This is a genomic window from Nocardiopsis sp. NPDC055879, from assembly GCF_053615935.1.
This window is the reverse complement of the sequence record NZ_JBSHCT010000012.1, coordinates 202,495-217,728: the sequence shown is the minus strand read 5'-3', so window position 1 is coordinate 217,728 and position 15,234 is coordinate 202,495. Positions and strand designations below refer to the sequence as shown.

Annotated in this window: 10 protein-coding genes and 1 tRNA gene; 2 read left to right on the top strand and 9 right to left on the bottom strand. The window is 67.2% G+C overall.

Annotated features, from left to right (window positions below; translation table 11 throughout):
• Nucleotides 1-17: 17 nt before the first annotated feature.
• Together ACWGKS_RS16625 and ACWGKS_RS16620 are read left to right on the top strand one after the other, a co-directional pair.
• Nucleotides 18-896, top strand: a complete 879-nt coding sequence (locus ACWGKS_RS16625; protein ID WP_358508659.1) for a CPBP family intramembrane glutamic endopeptidase — start codon at nt 18-20, stop codon at nt 894-896.
• Nucleotides 897-1,054: 158 nt separating this feature from the next.
• Complete coding sequence (locus tag ACWGKS_RS16620) at nt 1,055-1,495, top strand: NUDIX domain-containing protein (RefSeq protein ID WP_452456099.1); 441 nt, start codon at nt 1,055-1,057, stop codon at nt 1,493-1,495.
• 361 nt (nt 1,496-1,856) lie between these two features.
• Here the strand turns inward: ACWGKS_RS16620 and ACWGKS_RS16615 are convergent.
• The 9 genes from ACWGKS_RS16615 to dnaA all read right to left on the bottom strand — a co-directional run bounded on the left by ACWGKS_RS16615 (nt 1,857) and on the right by dnaA (nt 15,033).
• Nucleotides 1,857-1,930 (bottom strand) — tRNA-Ile (locus ACWGKS_RS16615).
• Nucleotides 1,931-2,130: 200 nt separating this feature from the next.
• Entirely contained in the window at nt 2,131-2,772 is a 642-nt protein-coding gene (locus tag ACWGKS_RS16610) for a DUF3566 domain-containing protein (protein ID WP_358508663.1), read from the bottom strand.
• Between the two features lie 101 nt (nt 2,773-2,873).
• A complete protein-coding gene (gene gyrA / locus ACWGKS_RS16605) occupies nt 2,874-5,492 on the bottom strand; it encodes a DNA gyrase subunit A (protein ID WP_358508665.1) in 2,619 nt (872 codons plus the stop codon).
• A 49-nt stretch (nt 5,493-5,541) separates the two neighbouring features.
• Nucleotides 5,542-7,479: a DNA topoisomerase (ATP-hydrolyzing) subunit B gene (gene gyrB / locus ACWGKS_RS16600; protein WP_358508667.1), complete on the bottom strand. Its 1,938-nt coding sequence runs from the start codon at nt 7,477-7,479 to the stop codon at nt 5,542-5,544.
• A gap of 438 nt (nt 7,480-7,917) precedes the next feature.
• The gene (locus ACWGKS_RS16595; protein WP_358508735.1) at nt 7,918-8,373 is read right to left on the bottom strand and encodes a DUF721 domain-containing protein; all 456 of its coding nucleotides are present in this window, start codon (nt 8,371-8,373) and stop codon (nt 7,918-7,920) included.
• Nucleotides 8,374-8,452: 79 nt separating this feature from the next.
• Complete coding sequence (recF, locus tag ACWGKS_RS16590) at nt 8,453-9,583, bottom strand: DNA replication/repair protein RecF (protein ID WP_358508669.1); 1,131 nt, start codon at nt 9,581-9,583, stop codon at nt 8,453-8,455.
• Between the two features lie 96 nt (nt 9,584-9,679).
• Nucleotides 9,680-10,582, bottom strand: coding sequence for a phosphogluconate dehydrogenase (NAD(+)-dependent, decarboxylating) (gene gnd, locus ACWGKS_RS16585; RefSeq protein WP_358508671.1), 903 nt, complete (start codon nt 10,580-10,582; stop codon nt 9,680-9,682).
• 111 nt (nt 10,583-10,693) lie between these two features.
• Nucleotides 10,694-11,833, bottom strand: coding sequence for a DNA polymerase III subunit beta (gene dnaN, locus ACWGKS_RS16580; protein ID WP_452456201.1), 1,140 nt, complete (start codon nt 11,831-11,833; stop codon nt 10,694-10,696).
• A gap of 1,157 nt (nt 11,834-12,990) precedes the next feature.
• Nucleotides 12,991-15,033: a chromosomal replication initiator protein DnaA gene (gene dnaA / locus ACWGKS_RS16575; RefSeq protein ID WP_452523067.1), complete on the bottom strand. Its 2,043-nt coding sequence runs from the start codon at nt 15,031-15,033 to the stop codon at nt 12,991-12,993.
• Between the last annotated feature and the right edge of the window lie 201 nt (nt 15,034-15,234).

Here is a 15,234-nt window from a genome sequence, read left to right as displayed (position 1 = left end):
TATCTATCCAACGGTGTATGTTTCTGGGCATGGCAACAACGAGCTCCTCCACGCACCCCCTGTCCTCCGCCCCCTCCACCCCCGATCAGTCACGCACGACGGTCGTCGCCCCCCACGGACTCGGCGTCTTCTTCCTCCTGGCCTTCGCCTTCTCCTGGACGACCTGGTGGATCTTCCCTCGCCTGTTCCCCGGCGCCGACCCGATGCCGGCCGTCGTCATCGGGGCCTTCGGCCCGATGGTGGCCGCGATCATCGTCACCGCGGCCACCCAGGGCCGCCAGGGGGTGGGCGCGCTCTTCCGCCGCCACTCCCTTCGCCGCAGAGGCGGACTCCTGCCCTACGCGGCCGCCGTCCTGATCGTTCTCGCCATCGCCGGCTCGGCGGCGCTGCCCGTCTACCTGGGTCAGGCCGACCTTGACGAGGCCGCCCTTCGGCAGGCCCTGATGACCGTTCCGATCCAGTTCCTGGTCATCGCCCTGGTCGGTGGCGGCAACGAGGAACTCGGCTGGCGAGGCTTCGCCCTGCCGCGCCTCCAGGGAGCGCACAGCCCCCTGGCCGCGAACGTGATGCTGGGGATCATCTGGGCCGTCTGGCACGCCCCGCTGTTCTTCATGGAGGGCACCTCCCAGTCGAACATCCACTTCCCCTCGTACGTCCTGCTGTGCCTCGGGATCACCGTCGTCCTCGGCTACGTGTTCAACTCGGCCCGAGGCGGGGTGATCGCCGCGGTGATCACTCACGCCGCGATCAACGTCGCCTCGGGACTCAAGGGTGTGGCCGTGGGCGCCCCGGCCTCGCCCATCGAGGTCGGGCTGGTCCTGCTGGTCGCCCTGTTCCTTCTGGTCTGCACCCGCGGACGCCTGGGCCTGCCTCGGAACGCCGGCGTCGAAGGCTGACGACGAGGACTGACACGACGATGACGACCCTGCCCGCGCGGGCAGGGTCGTCATCGTCGTGTTCCCCACCGGGTGTGACGGAGACAGCGATCACGCATCGGTTCGCTCTTGGTTCTCGGTCGGCCCCATGGCCTCATTGCGTTCTCTAGGGTGCCGGTATGGACACACGAGTGACAGGCCTCCTTGTCGAGGACGGGAAAGTACTGCTCTTGGACCAGGACACCGACGGCCCACGCAGGTGGAGCTTGCCAGGTGGACGGGTGGAGGAGGGCGAATCGCTCGGTGACGCCCTGGTTCGCGAGATGCGCGAGGAGACAGGGATCAAGGCCGAGGTTGGGCGCCTGTTGTATCTGTGCGACCACATCGTCTCGGAAAAGGATGTGCACGTCGTGCACATCACCTTTGAGGTTCGCCGTACGGGTGGTTCTCTGGGGGACATCTCGGAAGGACTCGACTCGCGGCCGATCCGAGGAGTGGAATTCGTGAAGACCGGGGACCTACCCCACCTCGGATTCAGCGAACGCTTCGCGCGTTTGGTCGAGGACGGATTTCCCGGGGCCGGTTCCTACATGGGACCCAAGTCGGCGATCGGTCTGTGACAGGACGCTGATCAACTTCCGGTCAGGGTCAGCCAAACCGTCGTGGCCTCCGAGCTCGCCAGAAGTGGCGCGTTCCCGTGACGGCCACTCCGCTATGGCGGGAGCTACCGGGTGGCCGCCGCGGAGCTCCTGGAGCTGTTGGGCGTGCCACTGGCAAAGAGGGAAGCGTCGGCCAGAGCCGGGTCGACATGGCGATTCGATCTGTTGTCGACTTGGCGTCCTGTCGATACCCCTCAAGTACCGGGGGAGCACGGGCTCGGCAGGGGTCGGGCGTGGGGCTCCACGGTCAGATGACCGGTCGAAACAGAAAGAGCCCTGCTCTCCGAATGGAGAAGCAAGGCTCTGAACCGCACAAATCGAGTGGGCGTACCAGGACTTGAACCTGGGACCTCATCCTTATCAGGGATGCGCTCTAACCGACTGAGCTATACGCCCTCGTTCCGTCAGGAACTCTACCGTATCCCGGGGGCCTGGGCGAACCGGAGACCTCCTGGCACGAAAGAGGTGACGCGGGATGAACCACGTCCCTCTTCACCTCCCATTTTAGCCCGTTCACGACAGTGCTCGGACCGATCCGGAAGGTTCGTCGGGCCCGGCTCTCAGCAGCAGAGCCGGGCCCGACGGACGAACGAAGGCTACTCGGCCTCGGAGAGGGTGACGTCGACGCCACCGACCAGGTCCGCGACCAGGTTGTAGACCATCGCCCCCACCGTGGACAGGGCGGTCAGAAGCACGACGTTCAGCGCACCGACGACACCGGTGTAACCGAGGACGCGGCCGGGGGAGAACCAGGCGGCCGGGTTCAGACCCAACTCGTCGTCGCCACCGTCGCCCTCCAGGAGAGCGTTGATCATGTTGGTGAGTTCGTCGAAGACACCCAGCATCGACAGGACCGCGTAGATCACCGCGACGGCGACGAACAGGATGATGAAGCACACGAGGGCGACCACGAAGCTGAACTTCATGACCGACCACGGCTCCACCCTGGAGACGGTCAGGTGGGCCTTCCGACTCGCCAGTGTCGCCTTGACGGCGGTCGGGCTCGCCGGCCCGGGGCTCGCCTTGGGCTCCTCGGGCGTGGACGGAGTCTCGGACTCGGGTTCCGGCGTGGACTCAGGTGTGGACTCGGACTTCACTGTGGCGCCCCCCGATTCCTGCTCGGCCGTTGTCTCCGAGGAGTCCGCAGCGGTCGGTTCCGCCGTCTCCACGTTCGAGTCCCCTGCGACACCCGCCGCGTCGGAATCTTTGCTGCTGGTGTTCGACTGATTCTCAGACATAGAAACGTTTCCGCTGGACTTTCATTGGGACGGATCGATCCGTGGGTCCCGTGGGGCCGCCGAAACGAACCCCACGGGACGTACTGCGTATAACGCGCAGTCTAGGCCTCGTTGTCTCCTTCACCCGAGACCTGACCGTCACCCGTGTCGGCGTTCGCGTTCTCGGCCGCTTCGACCGCGTCCGCGACCTCCTCGGCCTCCGCCTCTTCCGCGGCCTCCGCGTTGGCGGCCACGGCGACGATCTTGTTGCCCTTGTCGAGGTTCATCAGGCGGACGCCCATGGTGGTACGCCCGGACTGCTTGACCTCACCGGCTCCGGTGCGGATGACACCACCGGCGGAGGTGATCGCGAAGATCTCATCGACCTCCGGGTCCACCATCAGGGCGCCGACCAGCTTGCCGCGGGCCTCCACGACCTTGGCCGTCAGCACACCCTTACCGCCACGGTTCTGCGTCGGGTACTGCTCCGAGAGGGTCCGCTTGGCGTACCCGTTCTCGGTGGCGACCAGGACGTCGGTCGAACCGTCACCGGGCCGGATGACGTCCATGGACAGCAGGTAGTCGCCCTCCAGGAAGCGCATGCCGATCACACCACTGGTGGCGCGACCCATGGGACGCAGCGACTCGTCGGAGGCCGAGAAGCGGATCGCCTGGGCGTCGCTGGAGATCAGCAGCAGGTCGTCCTCGGAGAAGACCAGACGGGCGGCGATGAGCTCGTCGTCCTCGCGCAGGTTGATCGCGATGATGCCGGCCGAACGAGCGGAGTCGAAGTCCGCCAGACGCGACTTCTTGACCAGACCCTCGCGGGTGGCCAGCACCAGGTACGGCGCCGCCTCGTAGTCGCGCAGCGCCATGATCTGCGCGATCTCCTCGCCCGGCTGGAACGGCAGCAGGTTCGCGACGTGCTGACCGCGCGCGTCGCGTGCGGCCTCCGGCAGCTCGTAGGCCTTCGTCCGGTACACCCGACCCTGGTTCGTGAAGCAGAGGATCCAGTGGTGGGTGGTGGTGACGAAGAAGTGCTGGACGATGTCGTCCTGCTTGAGCTGGGCACCGCGTACACCCTTACCGCCGCGCTTCTGCGCCCGGTAGTTGTCGATGCGGGTGCGCTTGGCGTATCCACCGCGGGAGATCGTGACGACCACGTCCTCCTCGGCGATGAAGTCCTCCATGCGCATGTCACCCTCGAACGGGATGATGTGCGTGCGTCGCTCGTCGCCGTACTTCTCGACGATCTCGCCGAGCTCCTCGCGGATGATCGAGCGCTGGCGCTCCTCCGAACCGAGGATGTCGTTGTAGTCGGCGATGAGCGCCATCAGCTCGTCGTACTCGGCGGTCAGAGCGTTGCGCTCCAAGGCGGCGAGCTTGCGCAGCTGCATGTCGAGGATGGCCCGGGCCTGGATGTCGTCGATCTCCAGCAGACCCATCAGGCCGGTACGCGCCTCGTCGGCCGAGGGGCTGGCCCGGATGAGGTTGATGACCTCGTCGATGCGGTCCATGGCCCGCAGCAGCGCACGCAGGATGTGCGCCCGCTCCTCGGCCTTGCGCAGCAGGTACTTCGTCCGACGGACGATGACCTCGACCTGGTGCTTGACCCAGTGGCGGATCATCTGGTCCAGGCGCAGGGTGCGCGGCACACCATCGACCAGCGCCAGCATGTTGGCGCCGAAGGTCTCCTGGAGCTGGGTGTGCTTGTACAGGTTGTTCAGCACGACCTTGGCCACGGCGTCGCGCTTGAGCACGATGACCAGACGCTGACCGGTACGACCACTGGACTCGTCGCGCACGTCGGCGATGCCGTTGACCTTGCCGTCCTTGACCAGGTCGGCGATCTTCAGCGCGAGGTTGTCCGGGTTGACCTGGTAGGGCAGCTCGGTGATCACCAGGATCTGGCGACCGCGGCTGTCCTCCTCGACCTCGACCACGGCGCGCATCGTGATGGAGCCGCGCCCGGTGCGGTACGCCTCCTCGATGCCGCGCTTGCCCACGATGAGGCCGCGGGTCGGGAAGTCGGGGCCCTTGACCCGGGCCATCAGCTCGTCGAGCAGTCGCTCGTCGTCGGCCTCGGGGTTGTCCAGGTACCAGTAGACTCCCTCGGCGATCTCGCGCAGGTTGTGCGGCGGGATGTTGGTCGCCATACCGACCGCGATACCCGAGGAGCCGTTGACCAGGAGGTTCGGGAAGCGGGCCGGCAGGACGACGGGCTCCGAGGAACGACCGTCGTAGTTGGGCCGGAAGTCGACGGTCTCCTTGTCGATGTCCCGGAGCATCTCCATGGCCAGCGGAGCGAGCTTGCTCTCCGTGTAGCGCATGGCGGCGGCCGGGTCGTTGCCCGGCGAACCGAAGTTGCCGTTCGGGTCGACCAGGGGCATCCGCATCGACCACCACTGGGCCAGACGGACCAGGGTGTCGTAGATGGCGCTGTCGCCGTGCGGGTGGTAGTTACCCATCACGTCACCGACGACGCGGGCACACTTGAAGTAGCCGCGGTCGGGGCGGTATCCGCCGTCGTACATGGCGTACAGGACGCGCTGGTGGACCGGCTTGAGGCCGTCCCGGACGTCGGGGAGGGCGCGGCCGACGATGACGGACATCGCGTAGTCGAGATAGCTGCGCTGCATCTCGACCTGGATGTCGACGGGCTCGATCCGGTCCGTCACACGTTGCGGGGACTCCATGGGGGAGCCGCCCTCAGGGGCGTCGGGGTTATTCGCATCCGTCACGGATGTCGATCCCTTCTAAGCTTGCTGAAGCGAGTGGAACGGAGAGGACCTAGATGTCCAGGAAACGGACGTCCTTGGCATTGCGCTGAATGAAGGAGCGCCGGGACTCGACGTCTTCGCCCATCAGCACGCTGAACATCTCGTCGGCCTGGGCCGCGTCCTCCAGGGTGACCTGGAGCAGGACTCGGCTGTCGGGGTCCATCGTGGTGTCCCACAGCTCGTTGGCGTTCATCTCGCCCAGACCCTTGAAGCGCTGCACCATGTCGCGCGGGCGCGGGTCCCTCTTGCCGGCGGCGATGCCCTCCTCGATGACGCGGTCGCGTTCCGCGTCGGAGAAGGCGTAGCTCGCGTCCGACCCCTTCTGGTCCCACTTGATCTTGTAGAGCGGGGGCGCGGCCAGGTAGACGTTCCCGGCCTCGACCAGCGGCTTCATGAAACGGAACAGCAACGTCAGCAGCAGGGTGCGGATGTGCTGACCGTCGACGTCGGCGTCGGCCATGAGGACGATCTTGTGGTAGCGGAGCTTCTCCTGGTCGAAGTCCTCGTGGATACCGGTGCCCAGGGCGGTGATGATCGCCTGGACCTCCTGGTTCTTGAGGATCCGGTCGATCCGGGACTTCTCCACGTTCAGGATCTTGCCCCGGATGGGCAGGATGGCCTGGTTGTGCGGGTTGCGACCACCCTTGGCGGAGCCACCGGCGGAGTCACCCTCGACGATGTAGAGCTCGCACTCCTCCGGCTTGGTGGACTGGCAGTCCGACAACTTGCCCGGCAGGGAAGTGGTCTCCAGGAGGGTCTTGCGACGGGTGAGGTCGCGGGCCTGCCGGGCGGCCACGCGGGCGCGGGCGGCCTGGCTGGCCTTGGACACGATGTCCTTGGCCTCACCGGGGTTGCGCTCGAACCAGTCGCGCAGGTGCTCGTTGGTGACCTTCTGGACGAAGGACTTGGCCTCGGTGTTGCCGAGCTTCGTCTTGGTCTGTCCCTCGAACTGCGGGTCGGCGAGCTTGACCGAGATGATCGCGGTCAGACCCTCACGGATGTCGTCGCCGGTGAGGTTGTCCTCTTTCTCCCGCAACAGCCTCTGGTCCCGGGCGTACCGGTTGACCAGAGTCGTGAGCGCGGAGCGGAAACCCTCTTCGTGGGTACCGCCCTCGGTCGTGTTGATGGTGTTGGCGAAGGTGTGCACCGACGAGGTGTAGGACTGGTTCCACTGCATGGCGATCTCCACGGAGATGCCATCGCCGTCCTCCTCGAAGGAGATGATCGACGCGTGCGCCGGCTCCTTCTTGGCGTTGATGTAGTCGACGAAGTCGGCCAGACCCTGCTCGTAGTGGTAGGTCTGCACGACGGGGCCGTCATCGGTGAACTCGGGGCGCTCGTCCCGGAGGGTGATGGCGAGCCCCTTGTTGAGGAAGGCCATCTCCTGCAGTCGACGGGAGAGCGTCTCGAACGAGTAGACGGTGGTCTCGAAGATGGAACCGTCGGCCCAGAAGGTGAGCTGGGTACCGGTCTCCTCGGTCGCCTCACCCTTGACGATGTCGCCGGTGGGAGCGGTCATCTCGTAGTGCTGCCGCCACACGTGCCCGTCCGTGCGGATCTCCACGTCCAGTGCCGTGGACAGCGCGTTGACGACGGATACACCGACACCGTGCAGACCGCCGGAGACCGCGTAGGACTTGCCGTCGAACTTTCCGCCCGCGTGCAGCGTGGTGAGGACGACCTCCACGGCCGGGCGCTTCTCCACGGGGTGGATGCCGACCGGGATACCGCGGCCGTTGTCGGCCACCCTGACCCCACCGTCAGCGAGCAGGGTCACTTCGATGGCGTCGGCGTGACCTGCCAACGCCTCGTCGACCGAGTTGTCGACCACCTCGTAGACCAGGTGGTGCAGACCGCGCTCCCCGGTGGAGCCGATGTACATACCCGGACGCTTGCGTACTGCCTCAAGCCCTTCGAGAACCGTGATTGATCCTGCGTCGTAGGCCAAGTGGGAACACCCTCCTGCTGGGGACGCCTGTCGGCCGCGGCCGAACGGACGACGGTCAACCCACGGCAGGGTGATCGACAAGGGGCGGCGCACCGCGGACCCGGGGGATCACCGTTCACCGCACGGGCCGCCCGCCCACCCTCTACATGGGGGCGTGGTACCGGCTACAGGCGTCTGAAGAACCGTCCCCATGATACCCCGCCCGGTGCGACAAAGTGGCATTGGCGGCGCTGTGCCGCACCAGAACGAACGATCGGGGCGGGAGCCGAGCCCCTACACACGGGAGGGGCCACACACAAGTCCCGGCGCGCTTCAGTGCCCTCCCGCGAGCCGACGGCCCCCTCCTCCCCGGTTCGGCGACCAGGGGACGCCGGTGGGACCAAGGCGAACACCGCACCACATCTCACCCGAATCACCCCGAAAACCCTGGTCATGGGGTCATCTCCGCCGGGATCCCGGCCCCTTCACCTTGATGGTGATGACGGACCCGTCCCCGAGTTCCTCGTTAAGGCGTCGCATCAGATCCCGCACCATCGCACGTGCGTGAGCCGCCATCGTCGGTGAATCGGCGACAACGACAAGTTCACCTTCCGAATAACTTTCGGGGCGGAGATGTTCGGCATTGAAATCGCCCACGATGTCGGCCCAGCGCCCGAAGACCCCTCCGACGGCCACCTGCTCCTGCCAACCATGCTCGATCAGCCAGGTCCGGACCGCGTCCCCGAACAACTGGGGCTCGTTCCGTGACCGCAATCGGCCACGCCTTCGAGCCCTCGGGGCACCGCGGGGGACCGCACCGCGTTCCCGCGCCTCGGCCCTGGCCCGAGCGAGGGCCTGCCGGGCCAGATCCGCGCCGGAGGCCACCGGGGGAGTTGGGGAGGGCGCGCCGTCCACAGGCTGTGGACGACCGCCGACTCCGCCGGGCCCCTCCGCCCCGCGCCCGGACCCCGGATCCACAGGCTGTGGATAACGGTCACTCACCCTCGACCACCCCCCGGCGCACCCCGAACCTCGCACCATCGAGTTCCTCGGGGATATCCGTCCCGATCGCGGCGGTCACCAGAACCTGTTCGGCGTCGCGCACCCGCTCGGCAAGGCGACGGCGCCGTTCGGAGTCGAGCTCGGCGAACACGTCGTCCAGGATCAGGACCGGGTCGTCGCCGTCGGCCCTGAGCAGGTCGAACGCCGACAGCTTGAACGCCAGCGCGTACGACCACGACTCCCCCTGACTGGCGTACCCCTTGGCGGGCAACTCACCGAGCCGCAGGTGGAGCTCGTCCCGGTGTGGACCCACCAGACCGACCCCCCGCTGGAGCTCGCGCTCCCTGGCCGCGGCCAAGGCGGAGAGCAGGGTGTCCACGAGCCGTGGACGGTCGCGCGGCAACTCGCCCCCCTCCTCGACGGCCGAGGAACGGTAGGTGGGTACGGCCGGCCCACCCGATTCGGTCAGCCCCGCGTAGTTCTTCGCCACCAACGGGCGCAGTTCCTCGACCAGCCCCAACCGGGCGGCCAACAGTTCCGCCCCGGTCTCGGCCAGGTGGGAATCCCACACCTCCAGGGTGCTCAGATCCGGGGTCGCCCGCCGGCGCAACCGCGCCGACGCCGACTTCAACAGGGCGTTGCGCTGCTTGAGCACCCGTTCGTAGTCCGAACGCACCCCGGCCATACGCGGGGCGCGGGCCACCAGGAGGTCGTCGAGGAAACGGCGGCGCTCTCCGGGATCACCCTTGACCAGGGCAAGGTCCTCGGGCGCGAACAGCACACTGCGCAGGATGCCGAGGATGTCCCGGGGCCGGCCCGCCGCCCCTCGGTTCACCCGAGCGCGGTTGGCCCTGCCCGGGTTGATCTCCAGGTCGACGAGCATGTCACGCCCGTCCCGCATGACCCGGGTGCTGACGATCGCCCGTTCCGCCCCCATGCGGACCAGCGGAGTGTCGGAGGAGACCCGATGACTGGCCAAGGTCGCGACGTAACCGATCGCCTCGACCAGGTTCGTCTTGCCCTGGCCGTTGGAACCGACGAAGACGCTCACCCCCGGTTCGAGTTCCAACAGGGCCGATTCATACGACCTGAAGTCGGCCAGTTGCAGGTGGGAAACGTACATCCGGCCTTCCTCCTGGAGCGAGGGAGCTGGGTGATGGAAGGGAAAGGGTGCGGGGCGGCACGGGCCGGGCCCTGCCGCCCCGAAGGAGTCAGGGGGTCAGTCCTGTTGTTCGCCGCCGGAGTCGGTGGACTTGGTGACGGCGTGGCCCCCGAACTGATTGCGCAGCGCGGAGACGACCTTCATGGCTTCGCTGTCCTCCTGCCGGGAGGCGAAGCGTGCGAAGAGCGAGGCGGTGATGGCCGGGGCCGGGACCGCGAGGTCCACGGCGGCCTGCACGGTCCAGCGTCCCTCGCCGGAGTCCTGCACGTAGCCGCGCAGCTCCGACAGGTCCGGGTCCTGCTCCAGGGCGCGACCGAGCAGGTCCAGCAGCCAGGAACGGACGACGGTGCCCTCTCGCCAGCTCTCGAAGGTGCCGGGGACGTCCTTGACGATCCCCGAGGCGACCATCAGTTCGTAGCCCTCGGCGAAGGACTGCATCATGCCGTACTCGATGCCGTTGTGGACCATCTTCACGAAGTGTCCGGCGCCGACCGCCCCAGCGTGCACGAAGCCGCCGCCGTCGTCGGGGGTGAGGGAGTCGAAGATGGGACGCAGACGCGCCACGTCCTCCTCACGGCCGCCGACCATGATCCCGTAGCCGTTCTGGCGTCCCCACACGCCACCGCTGACACCGGCGTCGACGTATCCGATGCCCTTGGCGTTCAGCGCCTCGGCGCGAGGAGCGTCGTCCACGTAGTGGGTGTTGCCGCCCTCGATGACGATGTCGCCCTCGGAGAGGAGTTCGCCCAGCTTCTCGATGGTGCCCGTGGTCGGGGCCCCGGCCGGAACCATGACCCAGACGACCCGTGGCGCCTGGAGTCGGTCGACGAGGGCCTCCAGGCTCTCCACGTCGCGTTCACCGGGGGAGGCGTCGTAGCCGACGACGTCGTGCCCTTTCTCCCGCAGTCGGGCGGCCATGTTGCCGCCCATCTTGCCGAGGCCGATCATTCCGAGTTGCATGTTTGGGCTCCCCCTTGGACACCTGCTGGACACGTGGAAGCCGACCGGCCGGGGAGTGGACGGGGCCACGGCCCGGCCGGCGGACATCGGTCTTCGAGTCTGCCGGATCCGTCAGCCGGACAGGCGCACCGGCATGATCAGGTAGCGATATTCGGGGGCGCCACCCTCCTCGGCCGGCTTGCCGGTGAGGATCGCCGGCTTGGTCGAGGTGGTGAAGTGCAGACGGGCCACGTCGGTGCCGATGGCGCCGAGACCGTCCAGCAGGTAGCCGGAGTTGAAGGCGATCTGGATGTCCTCGCCGTCCAGGTCGGCTTCGAGGGTTTCCACAGCCTGTGCGTCCTCGCCGGTTCCGGCCTCCAGGACCAGGGCGCCCTGGGAGAAGGCCAGGCGGAGCGGCGTGTTGCGCTCGGCGACCAGGGAGACGCGCTTGACCGCCTCGACGAACTCGGCTCGCCCGACCTCGGCCACCGTGTTGAAGGTGTCCGGAAGCAGCGCGCGGTACTTGGGGAACTCACCGTCCAGCAGACGGGTGGTGGTGCGACGACCACCGCCTTCGAAGCCCATCATGCCCTCACCGCTGTCACCGTCGGACAACGCGATGGAGACCTCGGCGCCCGAGGTGAGGGACTTGGCGGTGTCGTGCAGGGTCTTGGCCGGAACGAGGGCGACCGCGGAGAGTTCCGGGTTCGCGGGCTTCCAGGTCAGTTCACGCACGGCGAGTCGGTAGCGGTCGGTGGAGGCGAGCGTGATGGTCTCGCCCTCGATCTCGACCCGAACGCCGGTGAGCATCGGAAGCGTGTCGTCACGACCGGCGGCGATGGCCACCTGACTCACCGCGGCGGCGAAGACGTCGCTGCCGATCGTTCCGCTGACACCGGGCATCTCCGGAAGCGAGGGGTAGTCCTCCACCGGCATGGTGTTCAGGGTGAACTTCGCGCTGCCGCACGTCACGACGACCTTGGGACCGTCGGTCGCGATCTCCACGGTCTGTGGAGGAAGGTTTCGGGTGATCTCGGCGAGGAGTCGACCGGGGACCAGGGTCTGCCCGGCCTCCTCGATGTCGACGTCCACGGAGACCTGGGTGGAGACCTCGTAGTCGAACCCGGACAGGCGGACCCGCTGACGGCCATCGGTCTCCCCGGCATCGAGGAGGATGCCGGCCAGAACCGGCACCGAGGGGCGTGTCGGCAGTGTGCGCGCCGTCCAGGCGACAGCGTCGGCCAGTACGTCGCGTTCGACCCGGAACTTCACTTTCCGACTCACTTTCCGCACGACCGTTGGATCGGTCGCAGCCTCAACGTTGCAGCTCGTGGGTGTCTCTTGGGTCTACCGGGGGCTCCGTCGACAGGGTGTGGACGAACCGGCGTGAGGCGCAGGTCCGAGCCACGTGGAGCCGCCTCGGATCCCGTTGGGGTCACCGCTCAGATCGAGAGCGGCGCAGGACAGGGGCGAGAACACACGTTACCCGGATTCCTCCGCTGTCGCTGCCGGCTCGGGACCGGACCGCCGTCACCTCGATCTCGGGGCGTTGTCCACAGATTTTTCGCGGAGCGGTTTTGAAGCCACATTTGAGCTAAGGAAGGTGCGTAGTAGTAGTAGGGCCTGTGGATAATGTGGATAACCCTTGTTTTCGCAGGTCACTCCGGAGATTTTTGTCCACAGGACCTGTGGATGACCCTGTGTGTAACTCGGCTCGGCTGTGGACGAAAATCGGAGCCCCTAGTTTTTCCACACCCCGTCCACAGCTTCATCCACAGGTTTTCCCCAAGTTGTACACAGCAGCCGGTGGTTCGATGATCCGATGACGGGTTCTCATGTCCACAGGGCTACCCCGGGTTACCCACAGGCTCAGAGGGGTTGTCCACAGGTTATCCACAGCGTTGTCCACAGATTTCGGCCCCCTCCTGTGGATAACTTCGGGAAAAGTCAGCGAAAAAAGTTTTGGGGCCCACTCACATAACGCGCGAACCTGGGCAAAGACTCTGTACACAGGGTTATCCACAGGCCCTCCCGAAGTTCTGTTCATCGCTCGTTGTCACGGTGCGTGCGTGATCCTGGCCGGCACCACTGTGAGGGGTCCGACAGTCGGCGAAGGCCCTGGAAAGCAGGGCGAACGGTCGACTTCGGGCACGGACACCACGGCTCTGGTACGACACGCGCCTATCACTCGTGATCGGCGATATCCCCGCACAAGCCTGTGGATAACTCTGTGGGGCGCTTCCTTGGGGCCGTGGAGGCTGTGGATCGCCCGGAAGCGGGCTCGTCGAGTCGACCTGTCGACCTGTGCACGGGTCGACAGGTCGACGGCGTGCCGGGGCGGGCACGAACGAGAGAAGAGGGGCACCGCTCGGCGGTACCCCTCTTCTCTCCTTATGCACGTGTCCCCTTGTTGACACGTCGCCAGGCGGTCAGGTCAGCGTGGGCTGGTCCTTGATCCGGCTGGTGAGCTCGTGCACCTGGTTGTAGATCGACCGGCGCTCGGCCATCAGGGCCCGGACCTTGCGGTCCGCGTGCATGACGGTGGTGTGGTCTCGGCCGAACTGCTGGCCGATCTTGGGCAGCGACAGGTCCGTCAGCTCACGGCACAGGTACATCGCGATCTGTCGGGCCGTCACCAGCACCCGCGAACGCGAGGTCCCGCACAGGTCCTCCAGACTCAACCCGAAGTAGGCGGCGGTCTGGGACATGATCGAGCTCGCCGTGATCTCGGGGACCTCGCTGTTGGGCACCAGGTCACGCAGTACCTGTCCGGTCAGGTCCAGGTCGACCGACTGCCGGTTGAGGCTGGCGAAGGCGGTGACGCGGATCAGCGCGCCCTCTAGCTCGCGGATGTTGGTCGAGATCTTGCTGGCGATGAACTCCAGCACCTCCGGCGGCGCCGCCAACCCCTCCTGCGCGGCCTTCTTCCGCAGGATGGCGATGCGCGTCTCCAGCTCGGGGGGCTGGACGTCGGTGAGCAGTCCCCACTCGAACCGGCTGCGCATCCGGTCCTCCAACGTCGTCAGCTGCTTGGGCGGACGATCGCTGGAGATGACGATCTGCTTGTCGGAGTTGTGCAGCGTGTTGAAGGTGTGGAAGAACTCCTCCTGCGTCTGCTCCTTGTTCTCCAGGAACTGGATGTCGTCCACCAGGAGCACGTCGATGTCCCGGTAACGGCGACGGAACCCGTCCGCCTTGCCGTCCCGGATCGAGTTGATGAACTCGTTGGTGAACTCCTCGGAGCTGACGTAGCGCACCCGCGAGCCCTCGTAGAGCCGGTGGGTGTAGTGGCCGATGGCGTGCAGCAGGTGGGTCTTGCCCAGCCCGGAACCGCCGTGGATGAACAGCGGGTTGTACGCCTTGGCGGGTGCCTCCGCCGCGGCCACCGAAGCCGCGTGCGCGAACCGGTTGCTGGACCCTATGACGAAGGTGTCGAAGGTGTACTTCGGGTTCAGGCGCGCGTAGTCACCCGGTGGGATCTCGGGGGACCGCCCCGGCGGAGACTTCGGGGAGGCTGTGAGGTCCCTCTCGGGCGGCGCGGGTGCAGGTTCGGCGGACTTCTCGGAACCCTCCGGGCGTGGAGCCGCGGAAGGTGTCGGCTCGGGGGCCGGGGCGGTGGGGAGATCGGCCGGTTCCGGGGCGACGGGGGCCTCCTGAGCCGGGGTCTCCCAGCGGTTGGGCTGCTCCCAGCCGGCCTCACCCCACCCCTGCTGTTGCCACAGCTGTTCCTGGGTGGGCCAGCCGCTGGAGGAACCCCAGGACGCGGGGGGCCCGGCGGCCGGTTCCGTGTGGCCCTCGGACACGGGAGAAGCGGCCGCCGGCGGGGAGTCGGGTCCGGGGGCGGCCGGGGGTACGCCATGATGCCGCGCCGGGTACTCCTGCCGCCGGGGCTCACCGGTGGCTGTGGCCGCCCAGGCTTCGGGTGCGGGGTCGTATAGGGGGCCTACACGCGGCTGGTCCGAGCCGAGCAGGTCGGCCTGCTCGGTGCCCTGGCCGGGAGTGTGGGCGCCCAGCGCCTCGGCCGGGTGTGGTGAGGCCGGCCGCGCGTGCTGTCCGCGGGGCTCTTGGTAAGCCTGCGGTCCCTGCTGCGGGTTCGGGTTCGACGGCGGGGGACCGGGGGTGGGTCGGGGCTGGTCCCGGCCCACGGGGAACCGGTCCGGGCCGCCATAGTGGCCCGGGGAGGTCGGGGTCGGAGGCGGAGTGGGCACGGCGGTGGGGTCGACGGTCACCGCGACCCGGATCTCCCGCCCCAGGTGTGCGGAGAGCGCCTTGCTGATCGCCGGGTAGAGACGGCTCTCCAGGACCTTCTTCGTGAACTCGTTGGGCGCCGCGATCAGTGCGGTGTCCTCGATCAGGCCCAGTGGACGGGTTTGAGGCAGCCAGGCGCGCTGGTGGGCGGGGAGGGCGTCGTTGTCGATCCCGTCCAACACGCTCGACCAGACCATTGCGAGGTTGACCTGTGCGTCAGCCAAGGTGACCTGCCATGGTTGCTGTCCCTTCGATGCGAATCTATTCGGGTGGGTTGCTCGGAGGCGTTGAGGGGACGGGGGAGTGGGTGTTGCGTGTCACTTCCGTGCGTGGGTCCGGGGGCCACTGCTTCCATTGTCCTCCCCTGGGGGAGGTGTCGGGGCAGGACCTCCGATGGGAAACCGGACTTCTCGTCCGGAACCACC

Excerpts from the sequence above, each read along its gene's own strand:
- ACWGKS_RS16625 (WP_358508659.1), top strand. The coding sequence starts at position 18 with ATGTTTCTGGGCATGGCAACAACGAGCTCCTCCACGCACCCCCTGTCC.
- ACWGKS_RS16620 (WP_452456099.1), top strand. The coding sequence starts at position 1,055 with ATGGACACACGAGTGACAGGCCTCCTTGTCGAGGACGGGAAAGTACTG.
- ACWGKS_RS16610 (WP_358508663.1), bottom strand. The coding sequence starts at position 2,772 with ATGTCTGAGAATCAGTCGAACACCAGCAGCAAAGATTCCGACGCGGCG.
- recF (WP_358508669.1), bottom strand. The coding sequence starts at position 9,583 with ATGTACGTTTCCCACCTGCAACTGGCCGACTTCAGGTCGTATGAATCG.
- gnd (WP_358508671.1), bottom strand. The coding sequence starts at position 10,582 with ATGCAACTCGGAATGATCGGCCTCGGCAAGATGGGCGGCAACATGGCC.